Raw genomic sequence first — 16,242 nt, forward strand, 5'->3', positions numbered from 1 at the left:
AGCCAGGGGCCGTCGGACGCGGGCCCGGGAAGCCAGGGGCCGTCGGACGCGGGCCCGGGAAGCCAGGGGCCGTCGGACGCGGGCCCGGGAAGCCAAGGGCCGTCGGTCGGGGGCGGTTCCCAGGGGTCTTCGTCCGGCCACGGTTCTTCGCAGTCCGGGGGCCAGAGGTAGGACTCGTCCTCCGCGGGGGGCGGGGTCGCGAGGTAGGACTCCACCAAGGCGGCCGCCGCGCGGCGCAGGGTGAGGGAGTACGGGTCGAGCGGGAGGGGCCAGGAGTGGTCGGGGGTGGATTCGCCGGCCAGGATGGGGTTCTCGGCGGTGGGGTCGGGCTCGTCCGCCCAGGCCTCGATCTCGCCGGAACCGGCCGCGCAGTGCTCGTACAGGGCTTCGAGGAACGGCGACGGGCCGCGGCGCTTCTTCTGGCTCGGCCCCCACCAGTGGCCGGAGGCCAGCAGCAGGGAGCGCGGCCGGGTGAAGGTCACGTAGCCGAGGCGGAGCTCCTCCACCGACTTGTGCTCCTTGAGCGCGGCCTTGAAGGCCTTCAGGCCCGCCGAGGTCCAGGCCGGGTCCCCGGGCAAGGTGGGGGCGTCGCCGCGCAGGGCGTACGGGAGCACCTTCGCGTACGAGGTCCAGGCCTCCGGCGGCTTCTCCTTCGGAAAGGCGCCCGCGCACAGGTCCGGGACCACCACCACGTCCCACTCCAGGCCCTTGGACTTGTGGGCGGTGAGCACCTTGACTGTGTTCTCGCCGCCGGGCAGCGCGTGGTCCAGGCCCTTCTCGTACTGGGCGGCCGTGCGCAGGAACGCCAGGAACGCCAGCAGCGTGGCCTCGCCGTCCAGGGCGGCGAAACCGGCCGCGACGTCCATGAAGTTCGACAGCGTCTCGCGGCGGCGGGCCGCCAGCGCGTGCGGGGAGGCCGACAGCTCCACCTCCAGCCCGGTGGCGGTCAGCACCCGGTGCAGGACGTCCATCAGCGGGTCCGCGAGGGAGCGCCGCAGGTCGCGCAGTTCCTGGGCGAGGTGCGCGAAGCGGACCCGGGCCTCCGCCGAGAAGGGGAGGTCGTCCGGGGCCTGTCCGGCTCCGTCGAGGAAGGTCTCCAGGGCGTCGGCCAGCGACACGATCTCCGCCGGGTCCACGCCCTCCACGGCCGCCGCGAGCCGTTCGTCAGGGTCGGACTCGACGGGCGCGCGGCCCACCAGGAGCCGTGCCCGGCGGCCCAGCAGGGCCAGGTCGCGCGCGCCGATCCGCCAGCGCGGGCCGATCAGGAGCCGGACGAGGGAGGCGTTGGCGCCGGGGTCCTGGAGCACCTCGCAGACGGCGACGAGATCGGCGACCTCGGGCAGGTGCAGCAGCCCGGAGAGGCCGACGACCTCCACCGGCACGTCCCGGTCCACCAGCACGGCCTGGATCTGCGCGAAGTCCCCGGCGGACCGGCACAGTACGGCGATCTCGCGCGGCTCCGTCCCGGTGCGGACCAGGTGGGCGACGGAGTCGCCGAGCCAGTCGAGCTCCTGCGCGTGGGTCTCCAGCAGGGCGCAGCGGATCTGACCGGCGGCCTCCGCCCCCGGCGCCGGGCGCAGGGCCTCCACGCCCTCGTGCATGGCGCGCAGCGGGGCGGCGAGGCCGTTGGCCAGGTCGAGCAGGCGGCCGCCGCTGCGCCGGTTCTCGCTGAGGGAGAGCCGGGTGGCGGGGGTGCCGTCGGTGTGCGGGAAGTGCTCCGGGAAGTCGTCGAGGTTGGCGACGGAGGCCCCGCGCCATCCGTAGATCGCCTGGCAGGGGTCGCCGACGGCGGTCACGGCGTGGCCGGATCCCGCGCCGAAGAGGCCGGACAGCAGCAGTCGCTGGGCGACGGAGGTGTCCTGGTACTCGTCGAGCAGGACCACCCGGAACTCCTCGCGCAGCAGCGCCCCCACCTCGGGCCGGGTGGTGGCGAGCTGCGCGGAGAGGGCTATCTGGTCGCTGAAGTCGAAGAGGTCGCGGGAACGTTTGGCGGCGCGGTAGCGGATCACCAGTTCCAGCAGTTCGAGGCGGCCGCGCACGGCCTGCGGGACCTTGCGGAGGTCCTCGTTGGTGAGCTTGGTGTCGGCGAGCACACCGAGCAGCTCGGTGTCGTGCAACCGCAGGTGCTCCGGCTCGACCAGGTGCTCGGAGAGTTCCCCGTCGAGCGCGAGGAGGTCGCCGACCAGGTCGGGGACCGATTTGGTGAGCGAGGGGTACGGGCCGGGGGCCTCGCGCAGCACCTTCGCGGCGAGCTGGAAGCGGGTGGCGTCGGCGAGCAGCCGGGAACTGGGCTCCAGGCCGATGCGCAGGCCGTGATCCTTCAGGAGCTGGCCGGCGAAGGCGTGGTAGGTGGAGATGCGGGGCTCGCCGCCGACCGTGTCCGCGTCGGCCGGGGAGGGGTCGGGGTCGGTGATGCCGGCCCGCGCCAGGGCCTTGCGTACGCGCTCGGAGAGCTCACCGGCGGCCTTGTTGGTGAAGGTCAGGCCGAGCACCTGCTCGGGCGCGACCGCACCGGTACCGACGAGCCAGACGACGCGGGCGGCCATGACGGTGGTCTTGCCGGAGCCGGCGCCCGCGACGACGACCTGGGGGGCGGGCGGGGCGGTGACGCAGGCCATCTGCTCGGGCGTGAAAGGGATCCCGAGGAGCTCCTTGAGCTGCTCGGGGTCGGAGAGGGCGGGCGGACGCGCGGGCACGTAAAAAGGCTAGCCGCCCCCACCGACAGCCCCGACCGCCGAGCTCACTCGACGGTCTGGCGGCCCTCCGGGCGGGCGCTGCACGAGCTGCGGAAGGAGCAGTGGTCACAGTGGCGGCCCGCGGCGGGCGCGAACCGTTCGTCCAGGACGCGGCCCGCGGCGGTGGCCAGCAGGTCGCCGACCCACTCCCCGTCGAGCGGCTGCTGGGCCTGCACCTTGGGCACCGCGTCGCCGCCCTCGCGGATCGCGGCGCCTTGGCGGAGCTGGACGAGCTCGGCGCCGCCGGGCGCGGGGCGCAGGCCGTCGAAGACCTCGTCGACGGCGCCCTCGCGCACGGCGAGCTGGTAGACGGCGAGCTGGGGGTGGCGGGCGACCTCGTCCTTGGTGGGGGCGGACTTGCCGGTCTTGAAGTCGACGACGTACGCCCGCCCCTGCGGGTCCGATTCGACCCGGTCCATGGAACCCCGGATGCGGACGGCGACCTCACCGGTTTCGAGTGTGACGTCGAACTCGTGCTCCGTGGCCACGGCCTTCCGGCCCCCGCGGTCGGTGGTGTGCCAGCGCAGGAAGCGCTCCAGGGCGGCGCGGGCGTTGTCCTTCTCCTGGCGGGACTTCCAGGGGGCGTCGAAGGCGAGGGCGTCCCACACCGAGTCGAGGCGTTCCATGAGGACGGCCAGGTCGGCGGGGGTGCGGCCGGAGGCGACCTCGTCGGCGAGGACGTGGACGACGTTGCCGAAGCCCTGGGCGGCGGTGGAGGGGGTGTCGGCCTTGACCTCGCGGCCGAGGAACCACTGGAGGGAGCAGGTGTTGGCGAGCTGCTCCAGGGCGCTGCCGGACAGGGCGACGGGCCGGTCCCGGTCGCGGAGGGGGACGCTGCTGCGGGTGGGCTCGTACAGGCCCCACCAGCGCTGCGGGTGCGCTGCGGGGACCAGGGGGCGGTCCTCGTCGTCGGTGAGCGCGGCGAGGCGGGCGAGGCGGCGGGCGGCCGCGTCGCGCAGGGCGGGCGAGGCGTCGGGGTCGACGGTGGTGGCACGCAGCTCGGCGACGAGGGCGGCGACGGCGAGGGGGCGGCGGGGGCGGCCCGTGACGTCGCGCGGGGGGACGCCGAGCTCGGTGAGGAAGCGGGAGGGCTGGTCACCGTCGTCGGCGGGGGCCTTGACGGCGGTGACGACGAGGCGTTCGCGGGCGCGGGTGGCGGCGACGTAGAACAGCCGGCGCTCCTCGGCCAGCAGGGCGCCGGGCGTGAGGGGCTCGGCGAGGCCGTCCCGGCCGATCCGGTCGGCCTCCAGCAGGGAGCCCCGGCGGCGGAGGTCGGGCCACAGGCCCTCCTGGACGCCGGCGACGACGACGAGGGACCACTCCAGTCCCTTGGAGCGGTGGGCCGTCATCAGCCGGACGGCGTCGGAGCGGGTGGCGCGGGCCGTCAACGTGTCGGCGGCGATGTCCTCCGCCTCCAACTGTTCGAGGAAGTTGAGTGCGCCGCGGCCGCCGGTGCGTTCCTCGGCGCGGGCGGCGGTGTCGAAGAGGGCGCAGACCGCGTCGAGGTCACGGTCGGCGTTACGGCCGGCCGCGCCACCGCGGCGGGCACTGCGCTCCAGCCGCTGCGGCCAGGGCGTGCCGTCCCAGAGGACCCACAGGGCCTCCTCGGCGGTGCCGCCGCCCTGGAGCAGCTCACGGGCCTTGCGCAGGAGCAGGCCGAGGCGCTGGGCGCCGCGGGCGTAGGCGGGATCGTGCGCGGTGAGCCGTTCCGGCTCGGCGAGGGCGCGGGCGAGCAGTACGTCGGAGGGCGCGGGCACCTTGACACCGGCGGCGCGCTCCTCGTCCCGCAGGGCGCGGCCGAGACGCCGCAGGTCGGCGGCGTCCATGCCGCCGAGCGGGGAGGCGAGCAGGGTGAGGGCGGCCTCGACGGTGACCCCGCCGGCGGGGTCGCCTGAGCTGTCGGGGCCCGGCCCCGGGCCCGGCTCGACCGCGTCGGCGTAGGGGTCGGCGTCGGCGTGGGGGCCGGCGCCGGGGTCGAGATGGTTCGCGGGGCTCGGCCCCGGTCCCGCTTCGACGGCGTCGGGCTCGGCTCCGGCTCCGGCTCCGGCTCCGGCTCCGGCTCCGGCTCCGGCAGGGGATGCTTCCCGCCCACCCGCCCCGACCGTGCGAGCGAGCTCGCCCGCCCGACCGCCCCCGGCGGGGTCGCCAGGGCCCGGCTGCCCGGCTACGTCGGCCCGCTCCTGCGGACCGGGGTCGGTGTCCGGTGACGCGAGGGCGGACCCGGTCGGAGCCTCGGCCTCGGCGGACCCGGTCAGGGCCTCCGCCTCGGCGGATCCGGTCGCGGCGGCGGAGCCCGGCTCGTCGGGTTCGGTGGTCGCCGAGGTGGCCGAGACACGGAGGGCCGTCAGGAGGGGGGACACCGCCGGTTCGTGGCGCAGGGGGGTGTCCGCGCCGTCCGTTTCGACCGGGACTCCCGCCGAGATCAGGGCGCGGCGCATCGCCGGGAGAGTGCGGCCGCCCGCGCGGACCAGGACGGCCATGTCCTGCCAGGGCACCCCGTCCTCCAGGTGGGCCCGCCGCAGGATGTCGGCGATGTTGTCCAGCTCGGCGCCCGCCGTCGGGTACGTGAACACCTCCACCCGCCCGCCCTCCCGCACCGGCGCGAGATTCCGGTGGGCGCGGACCGCCTCGGCCGGCAGTCGCGGGACCGGCATCCGGGTGGTGAGCAGCCGGGTGGCCGCCAGCAGGGCCGCGCCGGAGCGGCGGCCGACGGTGAGGGCCTTGACCCGCGCGCCGGGGAAGGACGACTCGAAGTCCAGGATGTTGTTGATGTCGGCGCCGCGGAAGGCGTAGATCGACTGGTCGGGGTCCCCGAAGGCGACCAGCGTGCCGCCCGGGCCGGTCAGGGCGCGCAGCAGCCGCAGCTGCGAGGCGTCCGTGTCCTGGTACTCGTCGACGAGGATCGCGTCGTAGGCGGAGGCGAGCGACGGCGTGCGTTCCGCGAGGAGCACCGCCCGGTGCAGGAGCTCCGCGTAGTCCAGCGTGCCCTGCATGTCGAGGACGTCCAGGTACTCGGAGAGGAAGGCCGCCGCCGCCTTCCAGTCCGGCCGGCCGATGCGGTCGGCGAACGAGGAGAGGGCCGCCGGGCCCAGGCCCAGCTCGCGGGCGCGCGCCAGGACCGCACGGACCTCGTCCGCGAACCCGCGGGTGGTCAGCGCGGCCCGCAGGTCGTCCGGCCAGCGGATGGAGCGGATCCGGCGCTGCCCCTCCAGGAGGGTGCGGACCATGACGTCCTGCTCGGGGCCGGAGAGCAGCCGCAGCGGGTCGGCGAAGAGGTCGGTGTCCTGGTGGGCGCGGACGAGTCCGTAGCAGAAGGAGTGGAAGGTGGTGGCCTGCGGAGCGCGCGCGCCACCGAGGCGCAGGGCGGCCCGGTCGCGCAGTTCCACCGCCGCCTTGCGGCTGAAGGTGAGGATGAGGATCCGGGCGGGGTCGGTACCCGCTTCCACCCGGGCGGCGACTGCTTCGACCAGCGTGGTCGTCTTCCCGGTACCCGGTCCGGCGAGGACCAGGAGTGGTCCGCCGGTGTGGTCAACCACCGCCCGCTGCGCTGCGTCCAGCACAGGGGGATCCACCCGTTCCGGCCCGGTGCGCACGAGGCGGTACGCGTCGGGGGTCCGCGTACGCCGCCGTTCGGTGCGGTCGGAGGAAGAGGTGATCACGTGGGGTGCCGGTCCTGGTGGGTCTGCGGGGTGGGGCGGTGCTGCCGTGACGGCTCGCGGGGAGGCCGCCGCGGAAGCGCCCGCGGAAGCCGAAGAGGCAACGCTACGGCAACCGGCCGGCGCCGCGCAGTCCCCCCGGGTACCCCGGACGGGCGTTCGGGCCGTCGCCCGATCGCCCGTCCGGGCCGCGCATGGCCGAAGCTGTCAGATGTGAGCCTCGTCGCGTCCGCCGTCCTGTCCGCCATCCTGTCCGGGGGACCCGTCCCAGCGCGCCCGGCGCATGTCCAGGCGTGGCTCGCCGCCCGCCGTCAGGCGCAGCGGGGTGGCCTCGGTCCGGTAGTGCTCCAGGGCGCGCACCTCGTGGCCGGGCAGCGGCAGGCCGTCCGCCCGCACCACGCGCCACCAGGGCACGGCTCCCCCGTACAGGGCCATGACGCGCCCGACTTGGCGCGGTCCTCCCTCGCCGAGCCATTCGGCGACGTCCCCGTATGTCATCACCCGGCCGGGCGGAATACGCTCGGCCACCTCCAGTACCCGCTCCGCGTACGCGGGCAGCTCCTCACTCATTCAGCACATGGTGCAGTACACCGGCCGCCCTCAGGCGGAGGTCTCGCTTCCGCACCGGCGCGCACCCTGATGCCCCGCTGGCCCGTCGGTCCGTGCCACCATCTTCCGGGCGGTGACTGGTGATACGTGATCAAGAAGAGACGGATGTGACGACAAAGGAGCAGGGTGTGAGCCCTCCGGACGGCGCGGCGACCGACGACGGCGCACGCCCTGACGACGGCCGCGCCGCCCGCCCCGAACCCGTCCCGGAGCCCCGTCCGGAGCCCCCGCGCCCCGACGGCCGGACCGGCCGCACCGGCGAGGCCGAGGCCGCCGAAACCAAGGCTCCCGGAGCCGAGGCCGCCGAAGCCCAGGCCGCCGAAGCCCAGGCCGCCGAGGCCGGGGCCGCCGCCGAGGCCGGGGCCGGTGAAACCAAGGCCGCCGCGGCCGCCGAGGGCGCTCACGGACACGCCACCACGGACGCCGACCGGGTCGAGGTCGACGAACCACTGCTCGCCGCCCGCGTGCACCGGCCGTCCGACCTCGTACGCCTGCTCGTCGGCATCCTCGGGATCGCCGTCCTCCTCGCGATCGCCGCCTTCGCCCACGGCACCACCGTGGGCCTGGAGGAGGACATCAGCAAGGGCACCGGCCAGGCTCCCGCCCTGTTGATCAAGGTCGCCGCGCTGGTCTCCAGCATCGCGGTGCTGCTGCTGCCCGTCGCCTTCGCCATCGAGCGTCTGATCAAACGCGACGGGCTGCGCATCGCCGACGGTGTGCTCGCCGCCGTCCTCGCGCACGGCGTCACCCTCGCCACCGACCTGTGGGTCTCGCAGGCAGCCCCCGACACCATCCAGGACGCCCTGACCCGCCCCGCGGCCGGTGGAACCCTGACCGACCCGGTGCACGGCTACCTCGCGCCCGTCATCGCGTACATGACCGCGGTCGGGATGACCCGCAGGCCCCACTGGCGGGTCGCCCTGTGGGTGGTCCTGCTGCTCAACGCGCTGACCATGCTGGTCAACGGGTACACCACCCCCTTCTCGATCATCCTCACCGTGCTGATCGGCTGGAGCGTCGCCTACGGCACCCTGTACGCCGTCGGCTCACCCAACGTGCGCCCCACCGGGCAGCACCTCCTCGCCGGACTGCGCCGCGTCGGCTTCCAGCCGGTCAGCGCGATGCGCGCCGAGATGCCCGAGGGCCCCGAGCCCTCCGAGGCCAGCGACCGGGGGCGCCGCTACCACGTGACCCTGGAGGACGGGCCGCCGCTGGATGTCACGATCGTCGACCGCGAGCAGCAGGCCCACGGCTTCTTCTACCGGGTCTGGCGCCGGCTCACCCTGCGCGGCATCACCACCGGGCGCAGCCTCCAGTCGCTGCGCCAGGCGCTGGAGCAGGAGGCGCTCCTCGCGTACGCGGCCATCGCGGCCGGGGCGAACGCGCCGAAGCTGATCGCCACCTCCGAGCTCGGTCCGGACGCGGTGATGCTCGTGTACGAGCACCTGGACGTCCGGGCCCTCGACGCGCTCGCCGACGAGGAGATCACCGACGAACTGATCCACCACACGTGGAAGCAGGTACGGGCGCTGCAGTCACGGCGGATCGCGCACCGGCGGCTGACCGGGGACGCCCTTGTGGTGGATCGTTCCGGCAATGTCATCCTCACCGACCTGCGCGGCGGCGAGATCGCCGCCGGCGACCTGGTGCTCCGGATGGACATCGCCCAGCTGCTGACCACGATCGGCCTGCGGGTCGGCGCCGAGCGCGCGGTGGCCTCGGCCGTGTCGGTGCTCGGCCCGGACGCGGTGGCCGACTGCTTGCCGCTGCTCCAGCCGATCGCGCTGAGCCGTTCCACCCGGGCGACGCTGCGCAAGCTGGCCCGGGAGCGGGCGGAGCGGCAGCGCGAGGCCGTACTGGAGTCCTCGCGGGCGGCGAAGGCGGCGCGCGAGGCGGAGTCCGCGGCCTCCGCCACCCCGGTCTCCGCCTCGGCCGCCGCCGACCGCAAGGCCGAGAAGAAGGCCCTGGAGGATGCGCTGGACGGGGCCCGCGAGGAGGATCTGCTGACCCAGATCCGCCACCAGGTGCTGCTGATCCGGCCGCAGGCGCCGGTGGAGCCGGCCCGGCTGGAGCGGATCCGGCCGCGGACGCTGGTCTCGTTCATCGCGGGTGCGTTCGGTGCGTACTTCTTGCTCACGCAGCTCGCCCACGTGGACTTCGCGACGATCATCGGCGAGGCGCAGTGGGGCTGGGTCGGGGCGGCGCTCGCCTTCTCGGCGCTGACGTACTTCGCGGCGGCGATGAGCCTGCTGGGCTTCGTGCCGGAGCGGGTGCCGTTCCTGCGGACCGTGGTCGCGCAGGTGGCCGGGTCGTTCGTGAAGCTGGTGGCCCCGGCGGCCGTCGGCGGTGTCGCGCTGAACACACGGTTCCTGCAGCGGGCGGGGGTCCGGCCGGGGCTGGCGGTCGCGAGCGTGGGCGCTTCCCAGCTGTTCGGACTGGCCAGCCACATCCTGCTGCTGCTGTCCTTCGGCTATCTGACCGGGACCGAGAAGACCCCGGAGATGACCCCGTCCAGGGCGGTCATCGCGGGTCTGCTGACGGTGGCCGTACTGGTGCTGGTGGTGACGGCCGTCCCGTTCCTGCGGAAGTTCGTGGTGACGCGGGTACGCGCGCTGTTCGCGGGCGTGGTGCCGCGCATGCTGGACGTGCTCCAGCGGCCGAAGAAGCTGCTGACCGGCATCGGCGGGATGCTGCTGCTGACCGGCTGCTTCGTGATGTGCCTCGACGCATCGATCCGCGCGTTCGGGGGCGGCGAGGCCATCAGCTACGCGAGCATCGCGGTGGTGTTCCTGGCGGGCAACGCGCTGGGATCGGCGGCCCCGACGCCGGGCGGTATGGGCGCGGTGGAGACCACTCTGACCCTCGGTCTGATCGCGGCGGGACTGGAGAAGGAGGTCGCGATCTCGGCGGTGCTGCTGTTCCGCCTGATGACCTTCTGGCTGCCGGTGCTGCCGGGGTGGATCTCGTTCAACTTCCTGACCCGCAAGGAAGCCATCTGAGAGCTGTCCCGTCACCGCCGTGGACCGGCGCCGGCACCAGCGGTGCCGGAAGCGCGTGGCAGCATGCGTCCACCGCGTCACGGGGGCGGTGCACATGTACCAGGGTCCGTCGTCCCGCCGGCCCGGGACGCGGCGGCCTTCGTCGGGCTTCCCGACGGCGTACGCCGCTCCATGGGCGCCTGCTGGTCCGCGTACCCGGCCGAGGACGGCATCGGGGACTTCCGTCGGGCGATGGAGGCCCTGGATCCCGGGGCGCCGGCCGACGGCTCCCCCTCCGCCGAGACCTGGGAGCACCTGTTCGCCGCGATCACGGAGCTGAGCGTGTAAGGCTACCGATGTGCGGACGGGCCGGCCCCCCGTTCGGGTCAGCGCGCGGGCGGGGTCGGCACGGGGCGCACAGGATGGGGACATGCCGACACACGCCTGGCGGGTCACCGCCGCCGCCACGCTAGCCGCCGGGCTGCTCGCCACCGCCGCCTGTTCCGGTGACGGCGACGGGAAGAAGCAGACGGCCGACGGCACGCCGGAGGTCAAGCCCCTGAAATGGGGTGACTGCGACGCCCCGACCGCCGCCCAGGGCGGTGGCCAGGCTCCGCCCAAGGACTGGCAGTGCGCCACCCTCGACGTCCCGCTCGACTACGCGAAGCCCGAGGGTGAGACGGTCCCGATCGCCCTGATCCGGGCCCAGGCGCGGGACCGGAAGAACCGGCTGGGCTCGCTGGTCTTCAACTTCGGCGGCCCCGGCGGCTCCGGCATCAGCACGCTGCCCGGCGCCGCGAAGGAGTACGAGGCCCTGCGAGCCCGGTACGACCTGGTCAGCTTCGACCCCCGCGGGGTCGGCGGCAGCGACCCCGTCCTGTGCGAGAACGACAGGCAGCTGGACCAGTACTTCAGCGAGGACTCCTCCCCCGAGACCCCGGAGGAGGAGAAGGCCTTCGTCGACAACATCCGGCAGTACCAGGAGGCTTGCAAGAAGAACTCCGGCGCGCTGCTCCCCCACGTCGGCACCGAGAACGCCGCCCGCGACCTGGACCGCATCCGGCAGGCCCTCGGCGACGAGAAGCTGAACTACTTCGGCATCTCCTACGGCACCGAGCTGGGCGGCGTCTACGCCCACCTCTTCCCCAAGAACGTCGGCCGGGCCGTCTTCGACGCCGTCGTGGACCCGACCAAGACCGCCGAGGAGAGCGCCCTGGGCCAGGCCAAGGGCTTCCAGCTCGCGCTCGGCAACTTCGCCCAGGACTGCGTGGACCGCGGTGACCAGTGCCGGCTCCAGGGCAGCACACCCAAGGAGATCGAGGCCGGCATCATCAAGCTGCAGAAGGCGTTGGGCGCCAAGCCCATCCCGGGCATCGGGGACCGGATGCTCACCGAGACCCAGGCGACCAACGGCATCGCGCAGGCCCTGTACTCCAAGGAGCTGTGGCCGCTGCTGGAACAGGGCCTCGACGAGGCGGAGGGCGGTCAGGGGCAGCTGCTGATGGCCCTGTCGGACGCGCTCAACGGCCGTGATCAGCAGGGGCGTTACAGCAACATCGGCGCGGCCAACACCGCCATCAACTGCGTGGACGACAAGGAGCGTTACACGCTGGAGCAGACGAAGGCCGAGCTGGCGAAGTTCCGCGCCGCCTCACCGGTCTTCGGGGACCTCCTCGGCTGGGCCATGATGTCCTGCACCGGCTGGCCGGTCGCCGGCACCTGGGAGACCCCCGACGTCTCGGCGCCGGGCTCCGCGCCGATCCTGGTGATCGGCAACACCGGCGACCCGGCCACCCCGTACGAGGGCGCCCGCAAGATGGTGGAGCGGCTGGGCCCGGGCGTGGGCGTGGAGCTCACCTACAAGGGCGAGGGACACGGCGCGTACAACAGCGGCGACCCGTGCGTGCAGAAGGCGGTCAACACCTATCTGCTGGACGGGAAGACGCCGGCGGAGGGCACCGTCTGCACCGCGGCCCCGGACCCGACGGCGCCGCCCGAGGCACCGGAGTCACCCACGCCCGCCTGATCCGGTCCGCGGCCGTGTCCGCAGGTCGAAGGACGAAGGTCGAAGGCCGAAAGGGCCGAACCCCGATCGCGAGGTACGGCCCCTTCGGGTCACAGCCGGTGGAAGCGGGCCTGCCTAGTAGACCGGCTTCTCGGGCTCGATCTGGTGGACCCAGCCGATCACGCCGCCGCCGACGTGCACCGCGTCCGCGAAGCCCGCGGACTTCAGCACCGCGAGGACTTCCGCACTGCGGACACCCGTCTTGCAGTGCAGGACGATGCGCTTGTTCTGCGGCAGGTCCTGGAGGGCGGTGCCCATCAGGAACTCGCCCTTGGGGATCAGCTTCGCGCCGGGGATCGAGACGATCTCGTACTCGTTGATCTCGCGGACGTCGATGATCTCGATGGGCTCGTCGGTGTCGATCCACTCCTTGAGCTGCTTGGGAGTGATCGTCGAACCGGCGGCCGCCTCCTGGGCCTCCTCCGACACGACGCCGCAGAAGGCCTCGTAGTCGATGAGTTCGGTGACGGTCGCGTTCGGACCGCAGACCGCGCAGTCGGGGTCCTTGCGGACCTTGACCTGGCGGTACTGCATCTCCAGGGCGTCGTAGATCATCAGGCGGCCGACCAGCGGCTCGCCGACACCCGTGAGGACCTTGATGGCCTCGGTGACCTGGATGGACCCGATGGACGCGCAGAGCACGCCCAGCACGCCGCCCTCGGCGCAGCTCGGGACCATGCCCGGCGGCGGGGGCTCCGGGTAGAGGCAGCGGTAGCACGGGCCGTGCTCGGACCAGAAGACCGAGGCCTGGCCGTCGAAACGGTAGATCGAGCCCCACACGTACGGCTTGTTCAGCAGCACGCAGGCGTCGTTCACCAGGTAGCGCGTGGCGAAGTTGTCCGTGCCGTCGACGATGAGGTCGTACTGGCTGAAGATCTCCATCACGTTCTCGGCTTCGAGCCGCTCTTCGTGAAGGACCACGTTCACGTACGGGTTGATGCCCAGCACGCTGTCGCGGGCCGACTCGGCCTTCGAACGGCCGATGTCCGCCTGGCTGTGGATGATCTGGCGCTGCAGGTTCGACTCGTCGACCTCGTCGAACTCCACGATGCCCAGCGTGCCGACACCCGCCGCGGCGAGGTACATGAGGGCGGGCGAGCCGAGACCGCCGGCACCCACGGCCAGCACCTTGGCGTTCTTCAGGCGCTTCTGGCCGTCCATCCCGACATCCGGGATGATCAGGTGCCGCGAATACCGACGGACCTCGTCAACGGTGAGCTCAGCTGCTGGCTCGACCAGCGGTGGCAGCGACACGGGCACTCCGGAGGTGGGAGCATCCCCGCAGGTGCAGGGAGCAAACTGATGGTTGTTCTCCCAGTAACACTGCCACGGCCGTCTTCATTCCAAGACACATGTCCCGATCCTTGAGACAATTTCGTCCCAGTACGCGGGCATCGAGGCCCAGGGGTCACTGCCACGCACCCCGCGCCGGTCGGTGAACCAGATCGTGCCCGCCCCCTGCCAGCGAGCGATGCGCATCGCCTCCTCCAGATGCGCGCGCGGCACCCCGTGGACGAGGTGGCAGAACCGCTCCGCCGGATGGTCCGCGGTCCATTCGGCCACCTGCGACCAGCGGTAGTCGGACCAGGCCCCGGAGAAGGTGACCAGCTGGTCGGCGGCCTCCGCGTAGCCCTCGTACGGGTGGGCGCCGTGCCCGAGGACGATCCGCAGGTCCTCGCCGAGGCCCCGCAGGGTGTCCACGACCCGGCGCACCGAGGCGAGGTCCGCCTTGTCGGCCGGGGTCCCGGCGAGGTAGAAGCCGCCGACCCCGTACCAGTCGCGGAAGCGGTGGGCGTCGGAGATCAGCTCCCCGAAGGACCGCGACCCGTCTCGCATCGCGAGATGACCAAGGATCATGCCGCCCGCGCGGCGCAGCTTCGCGGCCGCTTCCGTGCAGTGCGGATCGGGCCGCCCGCCCGGCCCGTTCGCCACATTGAGCACGGCCCAGTGCAGCGGTGTGGCGGGGCGGGTCAGCTCGGCCCACTCGACAGGGGCGAGCAGCGGGTGCGCGTAGCCGGGGATGCCGAGACCGAGGCGGCCGGCCTCGGTCGCGGCGGCGGTCATGGACCCCGGCGGTGTCGTCAGATGCGGCACGCCGCCTCCATCCAGATGTCCGCGAGGGATTCCTCCAGGTTGATCCGGGGCCGCCAGCCGAGCCGGTCCCGGGCGGTACGGACATCCGCCTGCTGCCAGGCTCCGCAGCCGTCCGGATAGGGGTACGGCTGGGGGGCCGCGGCGGCCATCTGCTCGGCGGTGGCCTCGGAACGCGGGGAGCCGATGGTGGCGAGTCCCGCCGGGCGGCCGGGGTGCCCGTGCGTCTGCTGGGGTCCGCCGTGCGGGACGTCCAGCTCGTGCAGGGCTCCTCCGTACCCGGCGACCCGGGCGAGGACCATGGCCGCGTCGCGCAGCCGGACCGCGCGGCCCGTGCCGATGTTGACCACGCCCTGGGCGGCGGACAGCGAGGCGGCGTGCACGGCCCGCGCCACGTCCCGTACGTCCACGAAGTCGCGCTGCACGCCGAGCCCGCTGAGCTTCAGCTCGCCGTCGCCCGCCTGCATCGCGCGGCGCATGGCCTCGGCGAGCCGGCCGAGCGGGGATCCGGCGGGGGTGCCGGGGCCGACGGGCGAGAAGATCCGCAGGACGACGGCGTCCAGTCCGGAGCCCAAAACCAGCTCGGTGGCGGCCAGTTTGCTCACCCCGTACGGCCCTCCCGGTCTCGGCACGGCGTCCTCGGCCGTGGACGATCCGGGCTGACTGGGCCCGTACTCGGCGGCGCAGCCGAGCTGCACCAGGCGGGCCCCGCAGCCGCTGCGGCGCAGCGACTCGCAGATCGTCGCGACGGCGACGGTGTTGTGCCGGGTGAGTTCCCGGGCCCCGCCCCGGGTGGCTCCGGCGCAGTTGATGACGACGCCCGGGTGGACGGCGTCGAGGAAGCGGGTGAGCGCGCCGGGGCTGCCGGTGGCGAGGTCGAAGCGGACGTCGGCGTCGTCGCCGCGGCCGAGCGCGGTGAGCTGGACGGCGGGGTCGGCGAGCAGCCGGTCGGCCACGTAACGGCCGAGGTATCCGTTGGCTCCGATCAGCAGCACCCTCATCGCGTGACCCCTTGGTTGGTTGGCTGGCCGGTCATGTCTGGGTCTCCTTGCGGACGAATGGACGGATGGGTGGGGCGGGGTACGGGTAAAGCGCCTCGGCGTCGGCTCCGAAGGCTGGGGACGTCCCAGGGACGTCAAGGCCGCGCATGCGCGGAGGCGCGGGCCAGGGCGAGTACGGCGTGTACGAGGAGTCCGGCCGCGGCGGCGAGGACCGCCGCCGGAACAGGGACCAGGGCGAGGGCGAGCGCCGCGCAGACGGGTGCGCGCCGGGCTCCGTGCCGCAGCAGGAGCCGGGTCAGGAACAGCAGCAGCGCGAGGGGCACGGCCACGGGGAGCGGCGTGGCCGCGAGCGCGGCGGTCCCGGCGGCGGCGCCGGTGAACAGGGCGACGGCCGCCAGCAGCAGCGGACGGGCCCGGTCCGCGAAGTCCTCCAGGGCGCGGCTCCCGTCGAGCCGGGCCCGCGCCCCTGCGGCGAAGGCGACGGCGGCCAGGTGCCCGGGGACGACGGCCAGCGCGAGGCCGACCGCCAAGGTGGTGCCGTGCCGGTGCACGGCCCAGCCGGCGACGGCCGCGGCCAGCAGGTGCGCCACGTAGGGGAACCGGCCACCGGTGGCCCGCCCGGGCCACACCAGGGCCGCCGCGACGGCTGCCACGGCGGCGGCTCCCGCCCACGCCTGCCCGGCGCCGGCCGCGGCGCAGGTGAGGGCGGCCGGCAGCAGCGCGTAGCCGAAGCGGCGGAACGCGGCGGGGCCGGCCGGGACCAGGGCGGGCGCGGCGGCGGTGACCTCCTCGTGGGGGCTGCGCGCGTACAGCTCCTCGGCGAGCGAGAAGACGTCCCGGTGCCGGAACCGGGCGGCGGTGCGGTCGGTGATGCCGTGGGCCTCCAGCCCGGCGGCGATCTCCAGCGGGTCCACAGCGCGCTCGCACAGCTCCCGGTGCCGGTGCAGCAACGCCTTGACGGGGTCCCCGCCGGCCCCGCGCCGAGCCGGCCGCGCAGCCGTCCCGCCGCCCGCCGGTTCGGCCTCGCGCCGGGCCCGTTCAGCCTCACGCCGGGCACCTTCAGCCCCGCCGGGCGCAATTCCGGCCTCGCCGGGGGCACCTTCGGCC

10 protein-coding genes are annotated in these 16,242 nt (G+C 74.0%); 3 read left to right on the forward strand and 7 right to left on the reverse strand.

The features are described from left to right. The 3 genes from ACWGIU_RS09505 to ACWGIU_RS09515 form a co-directional block, all read right to left on the reverse strand. Positions 1 to 2,696: ATP-dependent helicase (locus ACWGIU_RS09505; protein WP_453703992.1), on the reverse strand; the 2,696-nt coding region annotated here is incomplete at its 3' end. 44 nt (positions 2,697 to 2,740) lie between these two features. After that, positions 2,741 to 6,328: a UvrD-helicase domain-containing protein gene (locus tag ACWGIU_RS09510; protein ID WP_453704008.1), complete on the reverse strand. Its 3,588-nt coding sequence runs from the start codon at positions 6,326 to 6,328 to the stop codon at positions 2,741 to 2,743. Positions 6,329 to 6,598: 270 nt separating this feature from the next. After that, positions 6,599 to 6,961, reverse strand: a complete 363-nt coding sequence (locus ACWGIU_RS09515) for an MGMT family protein (protein ID WP_453703994.1) — start codon at positions 6,959 to 6,961, stop codon at positions 6,599 to 6,601. A gap of 119 nt (positions 6,962 to 7,080) precedes the next feature. On the opposite strand from ACWGIU_RS09515, the gene ACWGIU_RS09520 reads away from it, so the two are divergent. From ACWGIU_RS09520 to ACWGIU_RS09530, 3 genes are all read left to right on the forward strand, one after another. Beyond that, complete coding sequence (locus ACWGIU_RS09520) at positions 7,081 to 9,999, forward strand: lysylphosphatidylglycerol synthase transmembrane domain-containing protein (protein ID WP_453703996.1); 2,919 nt, start codon at positions 7,081 to 7,083, stop codon at positions 9,997 to 9,999. Positions 10,000 to 10,062: 63 nt separating this feature from the next. After that, positions 10,063 to 10,326: a hypothetical protein gene (locus tag ACWGIU_RS09525; RefSeq protein WP_453703998.1), complete on the forward strand. Its 264-nt coding sequence runs from the start codon at positions 10,063 to 10,065 to the stop codon at positions 10,324 to 10,326. Between the two features lie 82 nt (positions 10,327 to 10,408). Next, a complete protein-coding gene (locus ACWGIU_RS09530; protein WP_453704000.1) occupies positions 10,409 to 12,004 on the forward strand; it encodes an alpha/beta hydrolase in 1,596 nt (531 codons plus the stop codon). Between the two features lie 114 nt (positions 12,005 to 12,118). On the opposite strand, the gene moeZ is transcribed toward ACWGIU_RS09530, so the two are convergent. The 4 genes from moeZ to ACWGIU_RS09550 form a co-directional block, all read right to left on the reverse strand. Then, complete coding sequence (gene moeZ / locus ACWGIU_RS09535; protein WP_326588142.1) at positions 12,119 to 13,297, reverse strand: adenylyltransferase/sulfurtransferase MoeZ; 1,179 nt, start codon at positions 13,295 to 13,297, stop codon at positions 12,119 to 12,121. Positions 13,298 to 13,381: 84 nt separating this feature from the next. Next, on the reverse strand, positions 13,382 to 14,137 hold the full coding sequence (locus tag ACWGIU_RS09540) for a spherulation-specific family 4 protein (protein ID WP_453704002.1): 756 nt from the start codon (positions 14,135 to 14,137) through the stop codon (positions 13,382 to 13,384). Next, positions 14,125 to 15,135: an NAD-dependent epimerase/dehydratase gene (locus tag ACWGIU_RS09545; RefSeq protein WP_453704004.1), complete on the reverse strand. Its 1,011-nt coding sequence runs from the start codon at positions 15,133 to 15,135 to the stop codon at positions 14,125 to 14,127. Before ACWGIU_RS09545 ends, ACWGIU_RS09540 begins: the two co-directional genes overlap by 13 nt. 134 nt (positions 15,136 to 15,269) lie before the next feature. Continuing rightward, positions 15,270 to 16,242: hypothetical protein (locus ACWGIU_RS09550; RefSeq protein ID WP_453704006.1), on the reverse strand; the 973-nt coding region annotated here is incomplete at its 5' end.

The sequence above is a fragment of the Streptomyces sp. NPDC054840 genome (assembly GCF_053611065.1).